The organism is Deltaproteobacteria bacterium, assembly GCA_013151915.1.
Taxonomy (GTDB): Bacteria; BMS3Abin14; BMS3Abin14; order BMS3Abin14; family BMS3Abin14; genus BMS3ABIN14.
Window position 1 is genome coordinate 1 of sequence record JAADHJ010000024.1, and the last position, 23,447, is coordinate 23,447.

The following is a 23,447-nucleotide window of genomic DNA, read 5'->3' on the forward strand; positions in this document are numbered from 1 at the left end:
GGGACGAGTTTTCCAGGGGTCTGGAGGAAAAACGCTATCCCTTCTTCCGGTATGCCTGGTACGCCGACGTCCCGGACCCCGATGACTTCCTTTCCCCCCTTTTCGAGACCGGGGGGAAGGCGAACTTCACCGGGTTCAGCGATCCGGAGGTTGACCGCCTGCTGGATGGGGCTAGAAGCGAGACCGATCCGACAAGCCGCTCGAGGATGTACCGAAAGGCCGAAAGGATCATCCTTGAAAAGGCGCCCGTCATCCCCGTCCTCGATATCGCCACCCAGGTCGCCTTTCAGGGCTACGTGAGCGGTATCGATCTGCCCGCCATCGGGACACCCTATCTACCCCTCCGCCAGGTCAGGGTTTCGCCCGGTTCCTGAGGGTCATCCGCGATGCGGCGCACCACCCTCCGGAGAAGGCTGACCCTTCTTTTCGGGCTGACCATAGCCGGGATCGTGTTCATCATCGGGTGGTTCGTAGCCCACCAGGGACGAAAGATACTGATCGAACAGTCCCGCCGAACGGCCGTCGAGCTGGCACACAGCATTTCCGCCTCCTCTTCCAATGATTTCGTCAACTATAACTACGTGGCCCTGGAGCAGAAGGCCGAAGCGGCCTCCCGCAACCCGGACATCGCCTATGTCATCCTCTACGACAAGGAGGGCAAGGTGGCCGCCTTTACCGGGCAGGGTGAGCCCGGGGCGCATGAGAGGGCTGCTCCTTTGAGCAAGGAACTTCGCTCCGCCGAGGGCCCGGTCGTGGGGGGGACCCTTATCAAGGGGTACGAGGGACCGGGGTTGGACATCATCATGCCCGTGACGCTCCCCGGGGCAGCGCAGATATGGGGTACTGTCCGGCTGGGGTTCAGATTGGACAACGTCTTCAACCAGATTCGCCAGGCTAACATGGTGATCTTTTTTCTGGGGCTGTCCGGGATTCTCGCCGGCTGGTTCATCTCGGCCATGTTCACCCGCAGGATCACCGTCCCCCTCGGAAGCCTGGTGGAGGCCACCGTCCAGGTGTCTGAAGGAAACTTCGACACGCGCATCGAGACCAGGACAGGGGATGAGATTCAAAACCTGGCCGATAATTTCAACTGGATGGTGGAAAGGCTCCTGGAGCAGCGCGAAGGCCTGGAGAGGAACCTGAAGGAAATCCGAAGCCTCAAAGACTTCAGCGACCTTGTCCTTCTTTCCATAACCAACGGGCTGATTACCCTGGACGCCGGTGGGAAGATCACATCTTTCAACCGGGAAAGCGAGGAACTCCTTGGAACGAAGGATTCGCAGGTCATCGGCAGAAGCCCAATGGAAGTCTGGGGCCCGGATAACCCGCTCACCGGAATGCTGCGCGGCGGCACGGTGGACCAGAACACAGTTCAGGGAAGGGAAATCCGATGGGAGGCGGAGGACGGCACATTCAGGATCCTGGAGGTTTCCACAGCGCACATACAGGAACCCGACGGGCCATCCGTCGGGCTGTTGGCCCTCATGCAGGACCTTACGGAGAAAAAATCCCTGGAAGAAAAGGTACGGAGGGCCGACAGGCTCGCCGCGCTGGGAACCTTTGCAGCCGGACTGGCCCACGAGATCAGGAACCCCTTGACGGCGGTCCGGGCATTTGTCCAGATGTTTCCGGCGAAATACCAGAGCGCGGTTTTTCGCGGCAAGTTCAACCGCATCGTTCCGAGGGAGCTTGACCGTGTAAACGAACTCCTTGAAAATCTGCTGGACCTTGTCCGAAGGCCAAGGATGCAGCTCGTGCCCATGGATATCTTTCCCTGTGTGGAACAGGTCCTGGAGACCCTCGAACCGGAGATTCAGGCCGCGGGCATCGATGTTCGGCCCCTCGGCGGGGCCGCGTCCCTGATGGTGATTGCCGATGAATCCTACCTTACCCGCGCCATTTATAATGTGATCCTCAACGCCGTACAGGCTATGCCCCATGGCGGAAGGTTGACGATAGAGGTCATCAGGGAAGAGGAGGACGGGAAGACTCCAATCATCGCACTGCGGATATCGGATACCGGGATCGGGATACCCATGAATGATGTCCAGGAGGTCTTCAACCCGTTCTTCACCAGCAAGGAAAAGGGGACGGGGCTCGGCCTTGCGGTTACCAACAAGATCATTGAGGATCAAAACGGATCCATTGAGGTTGCCAGTGAACGCGGAGTCGGAACCACCTTCACCATTTCACTTCCTGAAGCCAAGGTTGATCAGGTCAGCCGTTTCCGGCCCTGATGCAGGCCTGAAACTGCCCACGTTCGTAGGCAGTCGTTTCGCCCGATTCGACTGTATCAATCCTAACACATTGAATTTAAAGAAGTTTTAGTAATTCCCCGGACTGGCGCGGAATTTGCTGAATTCAGGCAGACAACGGTTTGTCCGCTCTTTGTAATAACAACCTAACCTTAAGGATGAATTCCGGGAGGAAATGATGCGGGGAAAAAACCAGGCTGTACTAGTTGTAGACGATTGCCAGGGCATTTTAGATACGCTCGAAACGATACTTGGCGACGATTTCCAGGTCATGGTGGCTCTGAATGCCACCCGGGCGATGAAAATCCTCAGCCATGTTACACCGGCCATGATCTTTCTGGACTGTATGATGCCGGGATTCAACGGATTCCAGCTCCTTCGAGAGATCAAACAGATGTCCATAGAGTCAAAGATCGTGGTGATTACAGCCTCCATTTTCGATGAGATCCTCGAGGAGATCGACTGGCTTGGTGTCGATGGGTTGGTGCAAAAGCCATTTGATGTTTCCCAGATAATAGATGTCACCGAAAAACTTATGCTTCGTGCCTCGTAGGTTATTCAAGATGCAACATGATAGACATCCTACAGTATGGAAACCTCGGCCGGAAAGATGGCCCTGGCCGAATGCCCACAGACCGGTGCAAACTGCACATCCTGATGTGCATCCACAACCCCGGTGTTTTTCAGGAGATTCTACCTTGAAGAGAGTGCTTGTAATTGAGGGTGACGGCTATAATCGAAGGTATATGGGACAGGTTATCGAACGGCTGGGATATCTAAGCCTGCTCCGCGGCGATGTTGAATCGGGGCTCCGCCTTCTTCGGCTGGACATGCAGGACGCCGTTATCTGCGGCGACCATCTGGGCGAAAAGGATTCCATCCAACTGTGCCGAACCATAAAAGACGATCCCAAGTTCAGAAAATTACCGGTCCATATAGTCTCAAGTCAAACCGACGAGTTTTTCCGGAGCGCCGCCATCGCGGCCGGCGCCTACTCGGTAATGATGTGGCCCCTTTCAATCAGATCCTTTTTCAAAAACCTGGAAGGTTCCCTCTTTAAAAACCGCCGCCAGCATCTGCGATCGATTATGAATTTCCCGGTCCTGGTAACACCCGAATATCACACAGTCAGACAAGCGCCCCAACGCCTGGAAACCCACGATTTCGGTGTCGGGGGCATGTACATCAAAACCCCCGACCCCTTTCCAAACGGAGGCCCCGTTAACATGAGGTTCTCCTTGCCCTCATCCGGGTCAAAACTAATTATGAACGGCGTTGTGGCACGCGCCAACATCCAACGGGAAAACAATATCCCCCCAGGCATGGGGATCATGTTCCAGGGGATCAATGACGATCATCGCTCCCTGTTTTCCGTTTTCGTGGAGAGATATCTCGCCAGGGGAACCTTTTGACGAAACAGAAAGCTGCTTTCCGTTTCTACCTCTTCCTCGCCTTCAGCCTGTCCCTCACCCTTTCGATCCGCCAGGAGATTGCTTCCTTGTTGTCGTATTTATCGAAAATCTCCTGGTAAAGGGCCAGGGCCTCCTTCAGCTTTTCCTCCTCCTCCAGGGTCGAGGCCAGCCCGAACTCGGCATCCGTGATGTGTTTTCCCGCGGGGTAGCGGGCCATGTATGTACGCCATGCCCGCTCGGCCTCCTTAGCCTTTCCCTGCGTCTGAAGAACGGCGGCAATCTGGAAATAGGCGTCATCAACGAGGGGGCTCGCCGGATATTGGTCTATGAGGATCCTGTATTCCAGGAGCGATTGGTCAAAGTTGAGAAGCTCAAAATAGCATGCCGCTATTTGAAACTGATATTTGTCGTCATCCACTACCGTATCGAAATCGGAGATAAGTTTCTGATATTGGACAATGGCCAGTTGACAATTATCCAGCTTCTGCTTGAAAATCTCGGCAAGCGCCAGCCTGCTTTCCAAGGATCTTTTTCCATCCGGAAACCGGTCCAGCAGTTCACGGTAGTCGCTGACGGCATCCTGGTAGCGGCTCTGGTACACCTGATAGATAGTACCCCTCTGATAAAGGGCCTCCTCGACAAGCTCGCTTTTGGGGTATCGAACCAGGAACTGGGTAAGGTATTCCACCGCGGCACCGTCCAGCCCTTGATCCAGCGCCGCCATGGCTTCTTTGAAGAGAGCCTCTTCCCTGGACCGGGAGGAACACGATGAAAACCCGAACAGCAGGATTATCGCCAGAACAAGGAAAACCAGTAATGTTGTTTTCGACCCGGTATCCCATGGGATGCTTTTCATGTCCCGCACCGGCCCTTCTTTCAAACTACTCCTCGCCCTCCTGAACCAGCGCGATCGACACCACCTTTTCACCCGTGTCGGACATATCCATAAGCTTCACTCCCTGGGAGTTTCGGCCGTAAATGGAAATTCCTTTCACGGGGATCCTGATGAGACGCCCGGCATCCGTGATAGCCATGATCTCCTCCTCGGACCCAACCTGCAAAATCCCCACAAGGCCGCCGCCCTTTTCGGTTACTTTCACCGCACGCACCCCTTTGCCTCCCCTATGGATGGCGTTGAAATCCTTCATAGGCGTACGCTTACCATAACCTGTCTCGGTAACCGTGAGAAGGAATGCGGCGTCGTTGACCAGTTCCATGCCTACAACGCGGTCGCCCGGCTCCAGGTTGATTCCTCTCATGCCCCGTGCGGTGCGTCCCATCGCCCGGACATCATTCTCGTGGAACCGGATTCCCCTCCCTTTCCTGGTGGCCATCAGGATGTGGCGTACGCCATCGGTGATAACGGTGGAGATGAGCCGATCTCCCTGGTCCAGAGCAAGGGCGATTATGCCCGGAGCCCGGGGGTTTGAAAAGGCGGAAAGAGCGGTCTTTTTCACGACCCCTTTTTCGGTAACCATAAGAACATAGTGGTCTTCCGAAAATTCCCTGACCGAAAGATATGCGGTGACGACCTCTCCTTTTTCCAGGTTCAGCAGGTTCACCATGGCCTTTCCCCTCGCGGCCCTGCCCAGCTGGGGCACCTGGTGAACCTTGCGCCAGTGGAGTCTTCCACGGTCTGTGAAGAAAAGGATATAGCTGTGGGTCGATGCCACGAAGATATTCTCGGCAAAATCCTGATCCCTCATGGACAACCCCGTTAATCCCTTCCCCCCGCGATGCTGGCTCCTGTAAAGACCGATGGAGCTCCTCTTGATGTATCCGGCGTGGGAAACGGTGACAAGCATTTCCTCATCCAGGATAAGATCCTCTAACGACAGATCTTCAGTGTCGGCTACGATTTCGGTGCGTCGTTCATCACCGAAGCGGTCCCGTATTTCCTCGAGTTCCTCGATGATAACCGCGAGCAGTATGCTTTCATCGGCCAGGATGCCGCGGAGGCGGGCGATCTCGACGTTTATGTCGCGCAGCTCATGGTCGATCTTTTCCCTCTCCAGACCGGTGAGACGGGACAGGCGCATTTCCAGGATGGCGTTGGACTGACGCTCGCTGAGACCGAACCGGGTAATAAGGCCGGTACGGGCCGCGGGAACATCAGCGGACTTTTTAATAAGGTCCACCACCTCGTCTATGTTGTCCAGGGCGATCTTGAGCCCTTCAAGGATATGGGCCCTCTCCTCGGCCCTGGTAAGGAGGAACTGTGTGCGTCGGGTGACGACCTCTACCCTGAAATCGATGAAATAACCCAGCATCTGTGGGAGACTGCACAGGACCGGCCGGTTACGATGGATGGCCAGCATTTGAACGGCGAAGGTGGTTTTCATCTGGGTCATGGAGTACAATTGGTTGAGTATTACCTCGGCGATCTCGTCACGCTTAAGCTCCAGAACAATTCTCATCCCTTCCCGGTCCGATTCGTCCCTCAGATCCGAGATCCCTTCGATTTTCCTATCCTTGACCAGTTCGGCGATCTTCTCCACCAGCCTGGCCTTGTTGACCTGGTAGGGCAGCTCGGTGATGACGATCCTGGTCTTGCCTTTTTCCCGATACTCAACAAGGGAGCGGGCCCTCATCTGGATGTGCCCCCGGCCCGTGGTGTACGTATTTCGGATGCCACTGGTTCCGTAGATGAACCCCGCGGTGGGGAAATCCGGACCAGGAAGAATCTCCATGAGTTCCTCAACCGGGGCATCCGGATTCTTAATGAGGTGGATGCATGCAGTGGTGACTTCCGCCAGGTTGTGCGGCGGGATATTGGTGGCCATTCCAACCGCGATGCCCGACGAACCGTTTACCAGAAGGCCCGGGAAGCGGGCCGGGAAAACCAGGGGTTCGGCAAGTGTCTCGTCGTAGTTTGGTCCGAAATCCACGGTGTCCTTGTCGATGTCAGCAATTAGTTCGCCGGCCAGCCGTGTCATGCGCACCTCTGTATACCGCATGGCGGCGGCAGCATCGCCGTCAATGGATCCGAAGTTCCCCTGTCCATCCACCATGGGGTATCTCAAAGAGAATACCTGGGCCATGCGAACGATGGTGTCGTAAACGGCCGTGTCGCCGTGGGGATGGAACTTGCCGATAACATCACCGACAATACGGGCCGACTTCTTGTAGGACTTGTTGTAGTTGTTGCCCAGCTCGTGCATGGCGAACAGGGTTCGTCGATGAACCGGCTTGAGACCGTCACGGATATCCGGAAGCGCTCGACCCACGATCACGCTCATGGCGTAGTCGAGATACGAGGTTTTCATCTCCTCCTCGATATTCACATTTTTAATCGGCGCGTCTACCTGTTGGATTAGCTCGCTCATTTCACTCCCGGTAATGGTCCAGTTTGACAACCTCGTAAAAAGTCTTTTCGAGCTATTTCACGAGTCCATCCTGCTTATATATCAAGATTTTTTGCGCTCAGGGCGTTTTTGTCGATGAACTCCCGGCGTGGTTCGACCGCATCTCCCATGAGAATTGAAAATATATCGTCGGCGCTCACCACATCCTCAATGGACACCCTTAAAAGGGACCGGTTCTTCGGGTCCATGGTGGTCTCCCACAGCTGTTCCGGATTCATCTCTCCCAGGCCTTTATAACGCTGGATGTTGACGCCTTTCCGGCCCCTGGTCATGATGAATCTTACCAGATCATCGATTCGCGATGTGCGGAGGAGTTCCTTCTCTTTTTCGTCCTTATCGGTCCCGGTCACTACCAGCTCCGTACCAATAATCTTCAACCCTTTTGCCAGACGCTTCATCTCCTGGGTCTTCGGTCTTTTCAGGAGATCCGGGTTGATCTCGGTAACCCAACGGGAGCCGTTTTTTCTGGAGGTCACCTTGGCAACGGTGCAGGAATGTTCTTCATCCTCTATCATCTGAACGTCAACGGGTTCGGCCTCCGGGAACACCGTTTTCAGATAGGCAATGATGTTGTCCATGGCCCGTCTCATGACATCCGGGTCCCTGAGAGTCTGAATGTCCACACCCTCAAGAGTCAACGCCAAAACCACCCTCGGATCAACATGACGCTGCTCGAACCGTTCCATCAACTCGACAAATCGAGCCGCGCTGGTAAAAACCGCCCCGAGTTTGGCGTTTTCGTAGGATTCACCGGTTGAAGGCAGGGTCAACCGCAGGTCCTGCACCCCCATTTCCATGAGGTGGGCATTTAATTCCTTCTCATCCTGAAGGTATTTTTCCTCCCGGCCTTTTTTGATCCGGTAAAGCGGTGGTTGGGCGATGTACAGGAAACCTCTATCTAAAAGCCCCGGCATCTGACGGTAAAAGAAGGTCAACAGAAGAGTGCGGATGTGGGATCCATCCACGTCCGCGTCGGTCATGATGATGATCTTGTGGTAGCGCAGCTTTTCCAGGTCCACGTCACTGCCCACCCCCGACCCGAGGGCCGTTATGATGGTACGGATCTCCTGGTTGCTTAACACCTTGTCGAAGCGGGCCTTCTCCACGTTGAGGATCTTGCCCCGAAGGGGGAGGATGGCCTGGATATGACGATCCCTGCCCTGTTTGGCTGATCCACCTGCTGAATCACCCTCCACCAGGAAAAGTTCGGCAATGGCCGGATCTTTCGCCTGGCAATCGGCCAATTTACCGGGAAGGTTCGCCACATCCAGGGCGCCTTTTCGCCTTGTTAACTCCTTGGCCCTTCGGGCGGCTTCCCTTGCACGGGCCGCTTCGGTCCCTTTAAATACAATCTTCCGGGCCACCGTGGGGTTCTCCTCCATGAAAACCCCCAGTTTATCGTTTACCATGGTTTCAACCAGACCCTTGATTTCGCTGTTTCCAAGCTTGGTCTTTGTCTGACCCTCGAACTGTGGTTCGGGAAGCTTGACCGATATTACAGCGGTAAGTCCCTCTCGGATATCATCACCCGAAAGGGTGGTCTTGATATTTTTCAGGAGATTGTTTGCCGTGGCATAGGCGTTGACCGTCCGCGTAAGCGCCGCCTTGAACCCTACCAGATGACTACCCCCTTCGTGGGTGTTGATGTTGTTGGCGAAGGAGAAGAGGTTTTCGGAGTAACCGTCGTTGTACTGGAATGCAATATCTACGGTTACATCGTCCCTTTCCCCATAGATTGCCACCGGTTTTTTGTGGATGGTGGATCGATTCCGGTTCAGGTGCTGGACAAACGATACGATGCCCCCCTTGTAGTGAAATTCGTTCTTCTTGTTGGTACGTTCGTCCTCGATGCTTATGAAAACCCCGGCGTTGAGAAAGGATAGTTCACGGAGACGCCTGGAAAGGGTATCGAACGAAAAATCGATATCCTCAAAGATATCCGCATCGGGCAGAAAAGTGACTTTGGTTCCCCTCTTCCGGGTTTTGCCCACCTCCTCCAGCTTCCTGATGGGCTTACCCCGAACGTAGGACTGCTGGTATACTTTTCCGTCCATCCAGATCTCCAGGTCAAGCTTCTCGGACAGGGCGTTGACCACCGATATCCCCACACCGTGAAGGCCGCCGGAAACCTTATATGCCGAGTTTTCGAATTTGCCCCCCGCATGCAAAGTGGTCATAACAACCTCGGCGGCGGATTTCTTGCCTTTTTTATGCCAGCCCACCGGAATCCCGCGTCCGTTGTCCTCTACCACTATGCTGTTATCAACCCTGATGGTGACCAACACCCTATCGCAGTAGCCGGCCATGGCCTCGTCAATACTGTTGTCCACCGCCTCGTAGACCAGATGATGGAGTCCCTCGGCGGAGGTATTGCCGATATACATCGCCGGCCGCCGTCGAACCGCTTCAAGCCCCTCCATGACCTTGATTTCTTCCGCGGTATATCTCTGATCAGAGGTTTTTTTGTGCCCCTGGGGGGGGGTTCCTTTTCCTGTTTCGTCAGCCAAAAACAGTTCCTCCAGACGGTTTGGTTATACTTTCGAACATCGAAGAACGCTCAAGTGTTGATGACTTCGCAAAAAGTCATCAATGCGTTCACTTACGGGGCGCCCAAATCAATGACTTGCAGCGCAAGCTGTTTACATCAGTTGCGTCACACTCCCATTGTCCACGCTAAACACGGACCCCTCCTCCCTGTTTAAAAACCTGGATTCCTCAGATGTCGTGGTAATGATAAACTGCGCACCCGTCTCCCTGATCAGCTTCCCGAGGTCTTCCCTTCGCGCCGGGTCGAGTTCGGATGCCACATCATCAAGAAGAATAAGCGGCCAGACACCCCTTGTCCGCTTGATCACCTTGGCCAGGGCCAGTTTGAACGCCAGGACCGCAACCCTTTTCTGGCCCTGGGATCCGTAGCGTCCAAGATCAAAACCGCTCCCTTCCTTTTTTCCCCGTTGGGCAACAAACAGGATGTTGTCCCTGTGGGGGCCCACGATGGTATGGCCCGTTTCCCGTTCGCGCCGGTTCACTTCTTCCAGTTTATGAAGTATCGACAGGACGATTTCCTGCTTCTTCGCGTCCGGTTCCGTAATATCAATCGACGGAATATACCTGAGGGATAACTCGCCATCAAATCCAAAAGCCCGCCCCAGCTTTTCCATCACCGGATTAATGTCCGAGAGAAGATCCAGCCTGCCTTTAACGAGGGCGGCGCCGGCCTTTGCGAAAGAACTGTTCCAGCTCTCCAGCTCTTCATCCGACACGCTCCGTCTGCGCAGGAGTGCGTTCCGATGCCGGAGGACTTTAAGGTATTGTCTGTACTCCCTGACATAGGTCGGCCGGGTTTCGAAAACAGCCCGGTCGATAACCTTCCTTCTTCTGGATGGGGATCCGCTCACGATCCCCACATCTTCCGGGATGAAACTTACGACGGCCACCTCCCTGAGATACTCCTCCGGGGAGGGGATTTTCCTGTCATCGAGGAACTGTACCCGTCCTTGCGGGGTCAACGCGAAGGAGACTGTGGCGGTAACTTCACCGTATCGTATCCCTCCGGCCACCCTGCATGTTGTGCTTCCATATCGAATCATCTCGGACCGGGTGGCGGATCGGAAGGATTTAAGCGTTCCAAGGTAAGCGATGGCCTCGAGAATGTTCGTCTTGCCCTGTCCGTTCTTTCCAATGAGCAGGTTGTATCGTGAATCAAGATCAATCCGCTGCCCATCTAAGTTCCGAAATGATTTCAGATCCGTCCAGAGTAGCCTCATATTTCAGAGGCGCATGGGCATTATGACCGCTACGTAGCTTATATCGTCTTTCTGTAATATCCTGCAGGGGCTCAGATTGTCCTTGAGATCGATCTGGATCTCGTCCTCGCTCATGGAGGAAAGGGTATCCAACATGTAACGCGCGTTAAAAGTAGCCTCGATGTCATTTCCGTCATAGGCAATGGGGACGGATTCCGTTGCGGCGCCCAGGTCCGGATTATTGGTGTGAACCGTAAGGCTTTGGCCGGAGAAGGAGAATCCAACGGCTCGAGATCTTTCGGACGAGAGAATGGAGACCCTCTTTATGGCTGACATGAGAATCTCCCGCTCTATGATTGCTGTCCCCGTTTTATCGGTTGGGATAACCTGCTGATAGTTGGGGAAGGACATGTCGATAAGTCTGGTTGTCAGAACAATGGAGTCCTTTCTGAAAACACCGTGCTGCTTTTGAAAATCCAGCTCGATGGATTCATCCCCTTCATCGAGGAGCCGGCGGACTTCAATGAGGGATTTGCGCGGAATGACAACGCTCTCACCGGGTCGAATATCCCCCTTCGCCGTTTTTTCGATCAAGGCCAGCCGGTGCCCGTCGGTGGCCACCATGCGAACAATGTTGTTCCCCTCCGTTTCCTCCATTTCAAACAACACCCCGGTGAGATTGTACCGTGTTTCGTCGGTGGACGCGGCGTAGATGGTCCTTTTTATCATCTCCTTGAGTTCCGACGCATCAAGAGTGAGAAATGTGCTCTCATCATAGGACGGAAGATTGGGAAAATCCTGGGCTGACAGGCCTTTAAGCTCGAAAGATGAGTTTCCGCAGGTGATCTCCGACACATTTTCTTCATTAACACGGAAATTGATATTCGCCTCGGCCGGCAATTCCTTGATAATCTCGAAGAGCTTCCTGGCGGAGATGGTTATTGCCCCCTCGCTTTTAATGGAAGCGTCAAGATGGCCGCTGATGCCGACTTCCATGTCGGTGGCCAGCAGCTTCAACCTTTCTCCGGTTCCATCCAGCAGCACGTTGCTGAGGATAGGCACGGTATTTTTCCTCTCCACGATGCTTTGAACACGGGATAATCCCAGCAGAAAAGATTCCCTGTTAATAGAGAATGCAAGCACCTGAAACCTCCTCTTCCTGATAGGCTGCCTTTCCCCCTTGCCGCGCGGCTGAACATTTCTGCGTGAACAGCCCGCCATTCAAGGATAATAAGGGAAATCTCGACAGCCGGTGTTTATACAAACCGGCTAAGGACAATGCCCTGTCCGGTTTTCCGAAAAAACATAAAAAACTACCCAACATTTTACACACAAAAAGCTTTAGCGTAAAGCAACACTTAACACTTGTTTTATATAAAACGAGGAAAAAACGTTCAATGTTCAAAGTTCAACGGAATGAAGAAAGTTCAAGGTTCAACGTTCAACGTTCAAAGCCCATTTACCACAGCGGTGTCCTGAGCCTGTCGAAGGGCATGACCGCTCGAAGGTCACACCACCCTTCGACGCACTCCGCTTGCTCAGGACAGGTAGGGTTACACAGGGTAAAATCAAAGATCAGTAGTTTTAAACCTTATCCTAATCTCACCTCTTTTAAACCCTGTTTTTAAACCCATCTGTGGAGCAGCCTTTAAGCGGCTGCACTGTGGTGAAATAACGCGCCCTGTCGCGGCAAGCTGCTCCTTAAACTCGAAAGATTTCTGATTTTTTCCGTGTCCTCCAGCAACGCGCTTTCTCGCGGCGAGCTGCTCTTTAACCCAAAGTTTTAAGGTTTTATCCGCTTCCGGTGTTTGCCTTATCCCTTCCATCCCCTTCATCCCTGTTAAATCAGAATTTTCGCTGCGGCTCCCCATGGTCGCCACACGGGCTATGGCGGACAGGTCGTATAAGTTTCAGCTTCCGCTCTTCCCCTCTGGACTCTGGACTGATTTTACCCCCGTTGAACGTTGAACGTGCTTTGCCCCACAACCTGTAACGTATTACTATAATGTTTCTTTAAAGATATAATTCAGTAGAAGCATAAGAAGGACCTGTGATTTTGTGGAATGTTCCCATAACCTCTTACACCTGCAAGGTAATCCATGGGGAATGATTGGGGGAAGGATCTGTGGAAAACTGTCTTCGGTCCACAGGTGAATGAGCGGGAGGAAGTAAAAAGCTCTTTATCAACAGAGCTGTCAACAGGAAATACGGCCTTTATGTGTTTCCCTCGATGTCTCTTGTGAGGTTCTCGATGGTCTGTACGTAATCGGAGTCCGTTTCCATAATATTGTGTATTTTGTGAATGGCGTGCAGGACAGTGGTGTGGTCCCGCCCACCGAAGTACCGCCCGATTTCAGGCAATGAAAGATCGGTCAATTTTCGAATGAGATACATAGCGGTATGTCTGGGGAGAATAAGGGTTTTATTCTTTTTCTTGGCTTTCAGGTCGCTGATCTTGACGTTGTAGAAAACGCTCACCTTTTTCTGTATGTCCTCCACAGTGATAACCTTGTTCTTCTGATCAAGAAAGTTTTTCAGGGCTTCCCTGGTAAGTTCCATTGAAATGTTTTTTGTTTTCCTGATGGTGGCAAAGGCGATTACCCTCAGGAGATACCCCTCTAGTTCCCTTATGTTGGAGGTCGTATTCTCGGCCAGGAAAAGGGCAACCTCCTGGGGGATGGAGACCTGAAACTGCTCGCCCTTCTTCTCAAGGATAGCCACTTTTGTCTCAAGATCAGGAGGCTGGATATCCGCCACAAGGCCCCACTCGAACCGTGAACGCAGGCGTTCCTCGAGATCGGGGATTTCCCGCGGATATTTGTCGGAGGACACTACAATCTGCTTGTGAGAGTCGAAAAGGGTATTAAATGTGTGGAAAAACTCCTCCTGTGTGCGCTCCTTACCGGCAATAAACTGAATATCGTCAACCAGGAGGATGTCCATGGTACGGTATGTTTCCCTGAACTGGGGCATTCTATCGAAGCGAAGGGAGTTGATAAGCTCGTTCATGAACCTTTCGGAGGACATGTAACACAAACGAAGCTCGGGATTGCGTTCCTGAGCCAGGTGCCCGATGGCATGCATGAGATGGGTCTTTCCAAGGCCCACACCACCATAAATAAAAAGCGGATTGTATGATCGTGCCGGGTTTTCCGCCACCGCAAGAGCCGCGGCACGGGCAAACTGGTTGGAGGATCCCACCACAAAGGAATCGAAATTGTATTTTGGATTAAGGCCGCCATTGGGCATGGATCCCGACCTTAAACTTGCATCCACCTCCTTTTTATGAGCCCCTCTCGCGGATGTCGGCGCGCTCGCGGCGGAAGCCTTATTTTTTGAAACGGGGTGCTTCTTCCCGGGAGGTTTCGGGGCAGGCGCCTCATTAACGAGAATCCGCACGGACATCTTTTTGTCTGTAAGGCCCCGGATGGTCGCATTAAGGGTGTCAATATAATGGTCTTCAATCCAGTCCCGGATGAAAGAATGAGGGGTCTCTAAGAAGAGATGTTCATCATCCAGACTAACAGGCGAAAGAGGCTCAAACCAGGTGTTAAAGATCTGCGTGTTGACCTCGTCACGAAGGGAGATAAGAATTTTTTTCCAGAGCTCGGTTGCCTGCATTTTTCGTTACTTTACCTTGGGTTATGTACAGTCCAAACTATGTTTGAAATTTTTTTGTTTACACACAGGCTTATCCACACCTGTGGAAAACCGGAATAATCACGTAAAAACAATACGTTAGGTACCAAACAGCACATAATTGAAACCGTTTTTTGCGGGACCTGTTGAATTGTGGAATGGAAAGATAATAATCCGTTTTCCCGGTAACTTACCCCATGAAAGCTCCGGTGGAAAAGGAATAAAATTTCGAAACGAAACCGACGCCCGACATCCAAGGAAAAACGGGCCGACCCCCATCCGGCGATCCGTCCTACAGGGCAATGTTTCATATATCAGAAGGTTACTGTTTTATTCAAGGGAAATTGTCCATCGAGGTAGGCTGCCGAATGTCAAAAAGACGGAAAACGGCTTGAATGTAGGATGGTTCTTTGTTATATAGTCACGTTCCGTAAGAAAAGATCAACGCAATTATCAGCCTGAGCCGGCTCGTAGGCTGAAGGAGGGTATACCTTGAAGAGAACCTATCAGCCCAGCAATCTTTCAAGGAAGCGAACCCACGGGTTTCGGGTTCGCATGAGTACAAAGGGCGGCCGCCTGATCCTTAAAAGAAGACGGGCCAGGGGAAGAAAACGCCTGACCGTCTGAAAAATTATCCGTCGGTTCTCAGGTTTCCCCGGTCCATACGCGTCCGTTCCCGAGCAGATTATTTAAGGATTCAAAGGAAGGGCCGCGGATGTAGAGGGCGATATCTGATTCTACTGAACAGCACCAATAACCTGCCAATCTCACGTTTCGGGGTAACCGTATCAAGAAAGATCGGAAATGCCGTTGCGAGAAACCGTTTAAAGAGGAGGATCCGGGAAATCCAGAGGTTGAACAGGCACCGCATACTTCCCGGGCACGATATTATCGTAATCGCCAGGATCCCCGCCGGACAGGCCGAATATGTTGAGATAGAAGACGAGTTTATGAAACTGGCTTTGAAATCGGGCCTTCTCGTTAAGGCCGAACCATGAAGCGCTTTCTCCTGACCCTCCTCCTTTTCTACAGGCGCTGGATTTCACCCGGCATCCCGTCCTCATGCCGCTTTGTGCCTACCTGTTCCACCTATGCAATGGAGGCGATAGAGAAACGCGGGATTATGCGGGGGTGTATTCTGATCCTTTGGCGGCTTGTCCGTTGCCATCCCCTGTGCCGGGGAGGATATGACCCCGTTCCACCCGGGAAAAACAGGGAAACCGAGCGGGTTTTTATCCCTGAAGGCCAATAACTGATCGGAGATTAGATAATTTCATGGAAGATGATCACGGAAAACGGCTGATAATAGCCCTCGTAATTTCGATGGCTTTTTTATTGGTCTACCAGAAGTACTTCGCTCCCACGCCTCAATTGATTGAGCAGGGGACGAAGAAGGCGGCAAATGGGACCGTGGAACCCCATAATACCCCCCCCATCGAGGCTTTTGCCAACTCTTCAGCAAGGGCCGCATCAACGGTCCCATCCTTCGCGACAACAGAAAAAGTACCGGTACTGGCCGCCCGGAAGGAAACCGTCCTCACGGTCAGGACCCCTCTTTACACCGTAAGGCTTACCAACAGGGGCGGGGTTTTTAAGAGTTTTACCCTCGCAAAATTCCTGGAGGTACAAAAGGACCCCAAATCCAACGTTGAGATAATTCATGCGCCTGCCAAGGGCGATCTTCCTCTGGGCGCTGAATTTACGGGTGCGGGAGGCCCCCTGGGATTCGGGACGGCCCTGTTCGTGGTTGAGGGAGAAGACATGGTGCTCCCCGAAGGCGGCACGGGGGATATTACGTTCCGATACAGGACGCCGGAGGGGCTGGAGATGATCAAGACCTTCTCCTTCTCCGGGGATTCATACGCGGTGAAGGTGAATATAAAGGTTCTTAATCAGAGCCATGGACCCCTGGGGGGCCGATTGTCCCTTTCCTGGGCTCCCGGACTGGGCCCTGTTCCGGTTCAGGCCACCACCGGCAGCAAGCTTAAAAAACTGAGTTCCAGACGCTACGGCTACCAAGGGGCAATGGCCCTCGTCGGCGGCAAGACCCGCAAGTTCCCTGGGAAGAAGATTGAGGGCACCGAACGCTTCGATTTTCTGCCCCAGTGGATAGCCAGCATGGATATGTACTTTACGGCCGCAATCCTTCCCAACGATGGGGAAGATGGGGCTTTCGTAAAAAAGCATGAAGACGGCCGTGTAGAAATTGGGCTCTGGGCCCAGGTCCGCCTTGACCCGGGCAAGGGGCAGGAAACGGATGCCACCGTCTACATCGGACCCAAGGAAATGGCGACCCTCAAGGCCGTCGATCCATCACTTACCAAAACCATCGGTCTTGGAATATTCGGGATTATCGCCAAGCCTCTTCTGGACATGCTCAATTTCTTTAATAAATATGTCCATAATTACGGGGTATCCATTATATTCCTGACCATTCTGATTAAGATTTTCTTCATTCCCTTTTCCACTGCCAGCCACAGATCCATGAGCAAGATGTCAAAGCTTCAGCCCAAGATCAACGCCTTGAGGAGCAAGCATAAGAAGGACAAGGAGAGACTTAACCAGGAAATCATGGCCCTTTACCGTGAAAACAAGGTCAATCCTGCCGGCGGGTGCCTCCCCATCCTGGTTCAGATCCCCGTTTTCTTCGCCCTCTACAGGGCACTTCTCGGTGCCATCGAACTCAGGCATGCCCCCTTCATCTTTTGGATAACCGATCTGTCGGCAAAGGATCCCTACTACGTCACACCGATTTTGATGGGTGTGACGATGTTCCTGCAGCAGAAGATGACGCCCACCACCGGTGATCCCAGACAGGCAAAGATAATGATGTTTATGCCCGTTGCCTTCACCGCCCTTTTTGTCAATCTCCCCTCCGGGCTGGTTCTTTACTGGACGGTCAACAACATCCTGACCATCGGGCACCAATATTTCCTGAACAAAAGTTCCAAGGAAACGGAAACCGAAGCCGAAGCGATCCAGGCCAAGGAAAAAGGCAAGAAGGAAAAAGGCAAGAAGGGGAAAGGCAGGAAGGGAAAAGGGGTAGAAAAGGAATAGGGATAAGCTCCTGGTACCTTGTGCTTAGTGCCTGGGAATCAGTGTTTTTTACCAGGAAACAGAAACTGGTTAGTTAAAGGAATTAAGGGGTAAGGGCAAAGGGATAATTTGAAAGCCCTGAGCCGTTGTAACCGGTGCAAAATTCAGAGACAATAGCCGCCATATCCACCCCGCCCGGCCTGGGGGGGGTGGGAATGGTCCGCATTTCAGGTCCACAGTCCCTTGAAACCGCAAGACGTATCTTTTTGCCTGCTGCAACCTGGCGCCATTTTCCACCGACCCCCGGGAAAGCCGTTGTCGGCCGTGTCCACCCCCCGGACCGCCCCAGTGAACCTATCGATCAGGCTGTATTTCTTTTCTTTCAGGCACCCCGTTCCTATACCGGAGAGGACACGGTGGAGCTGACGACCCACGGAAGCCCTCTTGTCATGAGGGCCCTGCTGGAGGCATGTCTCGCGGCGGGCGCCAGGCTGGCCGAAGCCGGTGAATTTACACGAAGGGCATTTCTCAATGGCCGGATGGACCTTTCGCAGGCCGAAGCAGTAGCCTCCCTGATTCATGCGCGGACTGACGAAGCCCGCATGGTCATGTATAATCAGGTCGCAGGATCCATGGGGAAGGCCTTGGGAAGCCTCCGTGAGATCCTCCTGCAGGTCAAGGTTGTCTTGGAGTCGGCACTGGATTTTTCGGAGGATATCGAGGAACCGGAACTGGTCAGGATACCGGAACTCCTGGATTCCGGAGTCCGGATGACAACTGCTCTGTTGACGACCGCAAGCAGAGGGATCGCCATGGAGGCCGGTGTCTCGGTGGTAATTGCGGGCACACCGAATGTCGGAAAATCCAGCCTGCTCAACAGCCTCCTGAAAGAGGACCGGGCCATTGTTCACGAGGCGGCCGGGACCACACGGGACTTCATTGAAGGACATATGGACATCAAAGGGGTTCCTGTTGTGATAGTGGATACGGCTGGTGTTCGTATGGATGCGGATGGCGCCGAGGTTGAGGGAGTCCTCCGGGCGAGAAGGATGATTGAACGTGCCGACCTGCTGTTGTTGGTGGTGGATTCCTCCAGGGGGCTTGGTCGGGGGGACCTGTCCCTGCTCCAAGAGACCGGAGCCGCCACCCGGATCGTAGTTGCCAACAAGCTGGATCTCCCCCCCGTTGCTGAGGGTCTGCCGGAAGAAACGGTTCGTGTTTCCGCATTGACGGGGGAAGGGCTGGATCTCCTTAAGGGGGCCATTTATGAAACCTGTTTCGGGGACAAGACCGCTCCACAAATGGACGGGGCCGTCGTCATCTCCGTCCGGCAGGCCGAAGCGCTCAGGGGAACTCAGCGAAGCTGCCGCAGGGCCCTTGAGGCTTTGGCTGATGATGTTGGTCTCGAATGTGTGGCGGTGGATGTGGATGAGGCCCTTATGCACCTGGGCTATCTCACCGGTACCGTGACCACGGAAGATGTTCTCGATGAGATTTTCTCCAGGTTCTGTGTCGGGAAATGATTAAAGAACGTTCAATGCCCAACGTCCAAAAGCAGGCGATAGGCAACAAGTCCAGAGTCCAGGGTCCAGAGGGGAAAAGCGGAGGCGGGGACACGGGGAGGATAAGCACAAGGCCTGTCATCGCGCCTGTCCCGCCATAGCTCGAAGAGCGCCGGCGGAAGCTGAAACTTATACGACCTGTCCGCCATAGCCCGTGTGGCGACCATGGGGAGCCGCAGCGAAAATGCTGATTTAACCTAGACCCTGCTTCCAGGACTCTGGACTTTCAGCTCTGAGTTCTGGGCTTCCCTGTCATGAGCCTGCCGAAGAAAGCGAGTGTTTCACGTGAAACAATCCGTGCAACAGATTTCAAGACACCGAGACCCTACGCACTTTGATGTCATTGTGGTAGGGGGCGGACATGCGGGATGCGAGGCGGCAATGGCCTCCGCCCGCATGGGTATGACCACCCTCCTGTTTACCATCTCCATCGATCAGCTTGCCCATATGTCCTGCAATCCAGCCATAGGGGGCCTTGCCAAAGGTCATCTGGTCCGGGAGATCGACGCGCTGGGGGGGATCATGGCCCAGGCAATAGACGCGACCGGGATCCAGTTTCGGCTGCTCAACACCAGAAAAGGGCCTGCCGTCCGGTCGTCCAGGGCTCAGGCCGACATGTACCTTTACAAGGGCTGGGTCAGACAGGTCCTGGAATCACAGGATGGACTCCATATCAAGCAGGGAATGATGGAGGGGTTCCTGACGGAAGAATCGTCCGGCATGCCTCAAATCATCGGTGTGTACACCCAGGCCGGCCAGGAATTCACCTCCGGCGCAGTGGTTGTGGCGTCAGGCACCTTCCTGAACGGGCTGATTCACATCGGGCAAACCCGCTACCCGGCAGGACGGGCAGGGGAATTCCCCTCAGTCTCTCTCTCCGCGGCACTAAGTGCCCTCGGGCTGACAATGGGAAGGCTTAAAACGGGCACTACCCCCCGTCTCGATGCCAAGACCATCGATTTTTCCCGGACCAAACCCCAATATGGCGACCCGGAACCGAAACCGTTTTCCTTTAAAACCCTGTCCGTCGACCGGGAACAGGTCCCCTGCTGGATCACCCGTACTACCGAAAGGACCCACGAGGCTATCAGGGCAGGCCTGGACAGGTCCCCTCTTTATTCGGGCGTCATCAAGGGGATCGGGCCACGGTACTGCCCAAGTATCGAGGATAAGGTGGTCCGCTTTTCCGATCGGTCAGGCCACCTTGTCTTTCTGGAACCTGAAGGGTTGGCAACCAGGGAATATTATCCCAACGGGGTATCAACCAGCCTCCCGGTTGACATCCAGATACGCATGCTTCGGACGATTCCCGGGCTCGATGAGGTTCAGATCATGCGGCCGGGATATGCCATTGAATATGATTTTGTCTATCCTACGCAACTGGGGCCGGATCTCCAGGTCAAGTCGGTTCGGGGACTGTTCCTCGCCGGACAGATCAACGGTACATCCGGATATGAAGAGGCAGCCGGGCAGGGGATGCTTGCCGGCATAAACGCAGCCCTGATGGTGAGGAAAGAGCCGCCGCTGATCATTGGAAGGGATGAAGCCTACCTTGGGGTTCTCGTGGACGATCTTGTGACGAAAGGGGTGACGGAGCCCTATCGGCTTTTTACCTCCAGGGCTGAACACCGTCTGCTCCTCCGGGAGGATAACGCTGATCTTCGCCTCATGGAAAAGGGACACCGGATCGGTCTCATCACGGAGGAGGCAATAGACCTGGTCCGCGAGAAGGCCGAAATGGTCTCCGAAGGACTCAAAGACCTGGAAAGACACAGAGTCACGGTTGATATGGGAAAATCCCACCCCCGAGGAACACCCCTCTTGAAGGTGCTCCGTCAAACCGGTGTTGCATACGACGACCTGCAGATGTACGATCCGACATTCATCCCTATCACCAACAAAGGTGCGGCTCAGCAGATTGAGATACAGGTTAAATATGCAGGTTATATCCATCGCCAGGAGGCCATTGTCGAGAAGGTCAGGCGGCTTGAGGCCATGGCCATACCTCAGGACCTTGACTATGAAACCCTCGTCGCCCTTTCCAGGGAAGTCCGGGATCGGTTGAAGGCGGTGCTGCCCCACAATCTCGGCCAGGCCTCAAGGATCCCCGGGGTTACACCGGCGGCCGTTTCGGCCCTAATGATGTATATCGAGGGGAAGGGGCGAAGGGAAAAGGTAGGGCGGGAGTGAAGGAAAATCACCGAAAAAACTGAAAAAAGTGTCCTCAAAGGCACCATTCCATTGGACCATGACCAATTTCTTGAGGCGTTTGTCACGGGCGCAGCTCTTATCCCGATTGATCTGAACCTATCGGCATTGGACCTTTTCTACCGTTATTATACAGAGCTCGTTCGTTGGAACAGGCGCGTTAACCTCGTTTCCCGCAGGCAGCACGACTGGATAGGGACCCACTTTCTCGATTCCCTCGCCCCACTTGGGATGGGTCTGATATCCGGGCAGGAAAAAGCTCTTGACCTGGGTTCGGGGGCCGGGTTTCCGGGGCTTCCTCTCAGGATTGCAAGCCCGGGTCTTCAGGTTTTTCTGGCCGAGGCCTCGGCCAGAAAGTGTGCTTTTCTCCGCCATATCGTCCATCTGCTTGAGCTCGATGACGTGAAAATCCTGGAGGGCCGATCGGAGGCCTTCCAGGAACAGGCCGCCGGGGAGAGGCAGATGGACCTGGTTCTCACGAGAGCGGCGGCCAGGCCGAAAAAGGTTCTTGCCTGGGCGCTCCCGTTCCTGGGGACGGAGGGCAGGGTCCTGGTCTACACCAGTAAAGACCTGGTCGAGGATGGTGTCGGCAATGTTTACCCGTACCATGGATCCGATGGCCGCGGGGATCGTGTAATCTGGGAGGTGCATGGCGAGGAGATAGAATGCGCCCATTGAAGGGTGCTCAAATCAATGACTTGCGTTGCAAGTTGTTGATTTGTGAGGAAAGAGAAAATGACACTTTTCGCTTTCCGTGGAGTAAAAAGCCATTAAGGGACTTTTTACGACCCTATCATAGATTGATAACAGGGAAATTTCCTTGGACATTTTTCTTCCCGTATACTAGTTTTCAAATTTCCCTGATCAGGGATCGAAGTCCCGGATACACAGAAGGCAAAACGATGAATGAGGCGCACCGTGCGGGACGGATCGTTCCCTGGGGAGACAAAGTTTTTTTGGATCATCCTGAAAATGAGTACCTGAAGGATGACCGGATTTTGTGAAAAGCTAATTTAACACAGGGTGCACAGAGTTTCATCAGCCGTCGCTGAAACTATAGCCGGCAGGCTGTGGTAAATCAGCTTTTGATCTTTTCAGCTTCGCCCGGGATTGCCGCGTCACTCTCATCTCCCTCGATGTTCCTCGCAATGACGGCAAAATAATAAAGGTACGCATTATTGTGATGAACCGTTTTTTAAAGTTAAGCATTTGAAATCAAACAGGATTTTGCTGTGACTAACGTGTTGTCCATACCCGCACCCTCAAAAACGCCGCTTCCGGGTTCTGCCGTGTGGAGAAGGAATATGGATTGAATCCATGGGGAAGATAATAACCATCGCCAACCAGAAGGGTGGAGTGGGAAAAACCACCACGGCCATTAATCTTGCGGCCTCGCTGGCTGCCGCCGAGCGGCGCACGCTTCTGGTGGACATGGATCCCCAGGCCAATGCTACCAGCGGTCTGGGCGTAGACGCGTCCGGTTTTTCCGGTTCGGTATACCAGGTGCTTGTTGAGAACCAGGCGATCGAAGGAACCGTCATGGATACGGCCCTTGATTTTTTAAAGCTCGTCCCCTCCCACGTGGACCTCATCGGTGCAGAGCTGGAACTGGTCAGCGTTCTTTCCAGGGAAACCCTTCTCTCCCGGGCCTTGCAGGGGGTAAAAGAACAATACCGCTACATTATCATTGACAGCCCACCGTCCCTTGGTCTGCTGACCTTAAATGCCCTGACTGCGTCCAATACCGTACTGGTGCCGCTTCAGTGTGAGTATTATGCCATGGAGGGCCTGGGAAACCTCCTTAATACCATCAGGCTTGTCAGGTCCGCCCTGAACCCCGACCTGGGGCTTGAGGGGATACTCCTGACAATGTTCGATCCAAGGAACAACCTGTCCCACCAGGTTGCCACGGAAGCGAGAGCTTTTTTTGACGACAAGGTATTCCGGACGGTGATACCCAGGAACGTGCGGCTCAGTGAGGCTCCAAGCCACGGAAAACCGGTTATTCTTTACGACATCCGATCCGCCGGGTGCAGGGCCTATCTGGATCTCGCAAAGGAGATCCTTAAACGTTGACGATGGTAGAACCTGGATGACCTCGCAAAAAGCCATCCCCCGGTTTTACCCTGTGTAACCCTGTGGTGTGACCTGTAAATGGTCACGCTGTGGTAAATTAGCTTTGGAAATTGGACATTAGACACTGTCGGTTTTTAACCCTGGGGAC

General features: G+C 53.7%; 19 protein-coding genes. 12 read left to right on the top strand and 7 right to left on the bottom strand.

Annotated elements, in window-relative coordinates:
* The 4 genes from GXP52_05215 to GXP52_05230 form a co-directional block, all read left to right on the top strand.
* Nucleotides 1-374: hypothetical protein (locus tag GXP52_05215; GenBank protein NOY86681.1), on the top strand; the 374-nt coding region annotated here is incomplete at its 5' end.
* Between the two features lie 12 nt (nt 375-386).
* Entirely contained in the window at nt 387-2,237 is a 1,851-nt protein-coding gene (locus GXP52_05220) for a HAMP domain-containing protein (GenBank protein ID NOY86682.1), read from the top strand.
* Nucleotides 2,238-2,430: 193 nt separating this feature from the next.
* On the top strand, nt 2,431-2,808 hold the full coding sequence (locus GXP52_05225) for a response regulator (GenBank protein NOY86683.1): 378 nt from the start codon (nt 2,431-2,433) through the stop codon (nt 2,806-2,808).
* Nucleotides 2,809-2,953: 145 nt separating this feature from the next.
* A complete protein-coding gene (locus GXP52_05230; GenBank protein NOY86684.1) occupies nt 2,954-3,667 on the top strand; it encodes a hypothetical protein in 714 nt (237 codons plus the stop codon).
* Between the two features lie 25 nt (nt 3,668-3,692).
* Here GXP52_05230 and GXP52_05235 read toward each other — a convergent pair whose 3' ends face one another.
* The 7 genes from GXP52_05235 to dnaA all read right to left on the bottom strand — a co-directional run bounded on the left by GXP52_05235 (nt 3,693) and on the right by dnaA (nt 14,399).
* Nucleotides 3,693-4,547: a tetratricopeptide repeat protein gene (locus GXP52_05235; protein NOY86685.1), complete on the bottom strand. Its 855-nt coding sequence runs from the start codon at nt 4,545-4,547 to the stop codon at nt 3,693-3,695.
* 1 nt (nt 4,548) lies between these two features.
* Nucleotides 4,549-6,993: a DNA gyrase subunit A gene (gene gyrA / locus GXP52_05240; GenBank protein NOY86686.1), complete on the bottom strand. Its 2,445-nt coding sequence runs from the start codon at nt 6,991-6,993 to the stop codon at nt 4,549-4,551.
* A 74-nt stretch (nt 6,994-7,067) separates the two neighbouring features.
* A complete protein-coding gene (gene gyrB / locus GXP52_05245) occupies nt 7,068-9,452 on the bottom strand; it encodes a DNA topoisomerase (ATP-hydrolyzing) subunit B (protein NOY86687.1) in 2,385 nt (794 codons plus the stop codon).
* Nucleotides 9,453-9,671: 219 nt separating this feature from the next.
* Nucleotides 9,672-10,799, bottom strand: coding sequence for a DNA replication/repair protein RecF (locus GXP52_05250; protein ID NOY86688.1), 1,128 nt, complete (start codon nt 10,797-10,799; stop codon nt 9,672-9,674).
* 3 nt (nt 10,800-10,802) lie between these two features.
* Nucleotides 10,803-11,921 carry a DNA polymerase III subunit beta gene (gene dnaN / locus GXP52_05255; GenBank protein ID NOY86689.1) on the bottom strand — a complete coding sequence of 373 codons (1,119 nt, stop codon included), beginning with the start codon at nt 11,919-11,921 and terminating at the stop codon, nt 10,803-10,805.
* Between the two features lie 425 nt (nt 11,922-12,346).
* Complete coding sequence (locus GXP52_05260; GenBank protein ID NOY86690.1) at nt 12,347-12,649, bottom strand: hypothetical protein; 303 nt, start codon at nt 12,647-12,649, stop codon at nt 12,347-12,349.
* 343 nt (nt 12,650-12,992) lie between these two features.
* Nucleotides 12,993-14,399, bottom strand: a complete 1,407-nt coding sequence (gene dnaA, locus GXP52_05265) for a chromosomal replication initiator protein DnaA (GenBank protein ID NOY86691.1) — start codon at nt 14,397-14,399, stop codon at nt 12,993-12,995.
* A gap of 510 nt (nt 14,400-14,909) precedes the next feature.
* Between dnaA and rpmH the strand changes: the two genes are divergently transcribed.
* From rpmH to GXP52_05305, 8 genes are all read left to right on the top strand, one after another.
* Nucleotides 14,910-15,044, top strand: coding sequence for a 50S ribosomal protein L34 (rpmH, locus tag GXP52_05270; GenBank protein ID NOY86692.1), 135 nt, complete (start codon nt 14,910-14,912; stop codon nt 15,042-15,044).
* 35 nt (nt 15,045-15,079) lie between these two features.
* A complete protein-coding gene (gene rnpA, locus GXP52_05275) occupies nt 15,080-15,415 on the top strand; it encodes a ribonuclease P protein component (GenBank protein NOY86693.1) in 336 nt (111 codons plus the stop codon).
* Nucleotides 15,412-15,669: a membrane protein insertion efficiency factor YidD gene (gene yidD, locus GXP52_05280; GenBank protein NOY86694.1), complete on the top strand. Its 258-nt coding sequence runs from the start codon at nt 15,412-15,414 to the stop codon at nt 15,667-15,669. Before rnpA ends, yidD begins: the two co-directional genes overlap by 4 nt.
* 23 nt (nt 15,670-15,692) lie before the next feature.
* Nucleotides 15,693-17,474, top strand: coding sequence for a membrane protein insertase YidC (gene yidC / locus GXP52_05285; GenBank protein NOY86695.1), 1,782 nt, complete (start codon nt 15,693-15,695; stop codon nt 17,472-17,474).
* 134 nt (nt 17,475-17,608) lie between these two features.
* Complete coding sequence (mnmE, locus tag GXP52_05290) at nt 17,609-18,976, top strand: tRNA uridine-5-carboxymethylaminomethyl(34) synthesis GTPase MnmE (protein NOY86696.1); 1,368 nt, start codon at nt 17,609-17,611, stop codon at nt 18,974-18,976.
* Between the two features lie 345 nt (nt 18,977-19,321).
* Nucleotides 19,322-21,205: a tRNA uridine-5-carboxymethylaminomethyl(34) synthesis enzyme MnmG gene (gene mnmG / locus GXP52_05295; protein NOY86697.1), complete on the top strand. Its 1,884-nt coding sequence runs from the start codon at nt 19,322-19,324 to the stop codon at nt 21,203-21,205.
* Nucleotides 21,206-21,256: 51 nt separating this feature from the next.
* Nucleotides 21,257-21,901, top strand: coding sequence for a 16S rRNA (guanine(527)-N(7))-methyltransferase RsmG (gene rsmG, locus GXP52_05300; GenBank protein NOY86698.1), 645 nt, complete (start codon nt 21,257-21,259; stop codon nt 21,899-21,901).
* Nucleotides 21,902-22,540: 639 nt separating this feature from the next.
* Nucleotides 22,541-23,299 carry a ParA family protein gene (locus GXP52_05305; GenBank protein NOY86699.1) on the top strand — a complete coding sequence of 253 codons (759 nt, stop codon included), beginning with the start codon at nt 22,541-22,543 and terminating at the stop codon, nt 23,297-23,299.
* Nucleotides 23,300-23,447 lie beyond the last annotated feature (148 nt).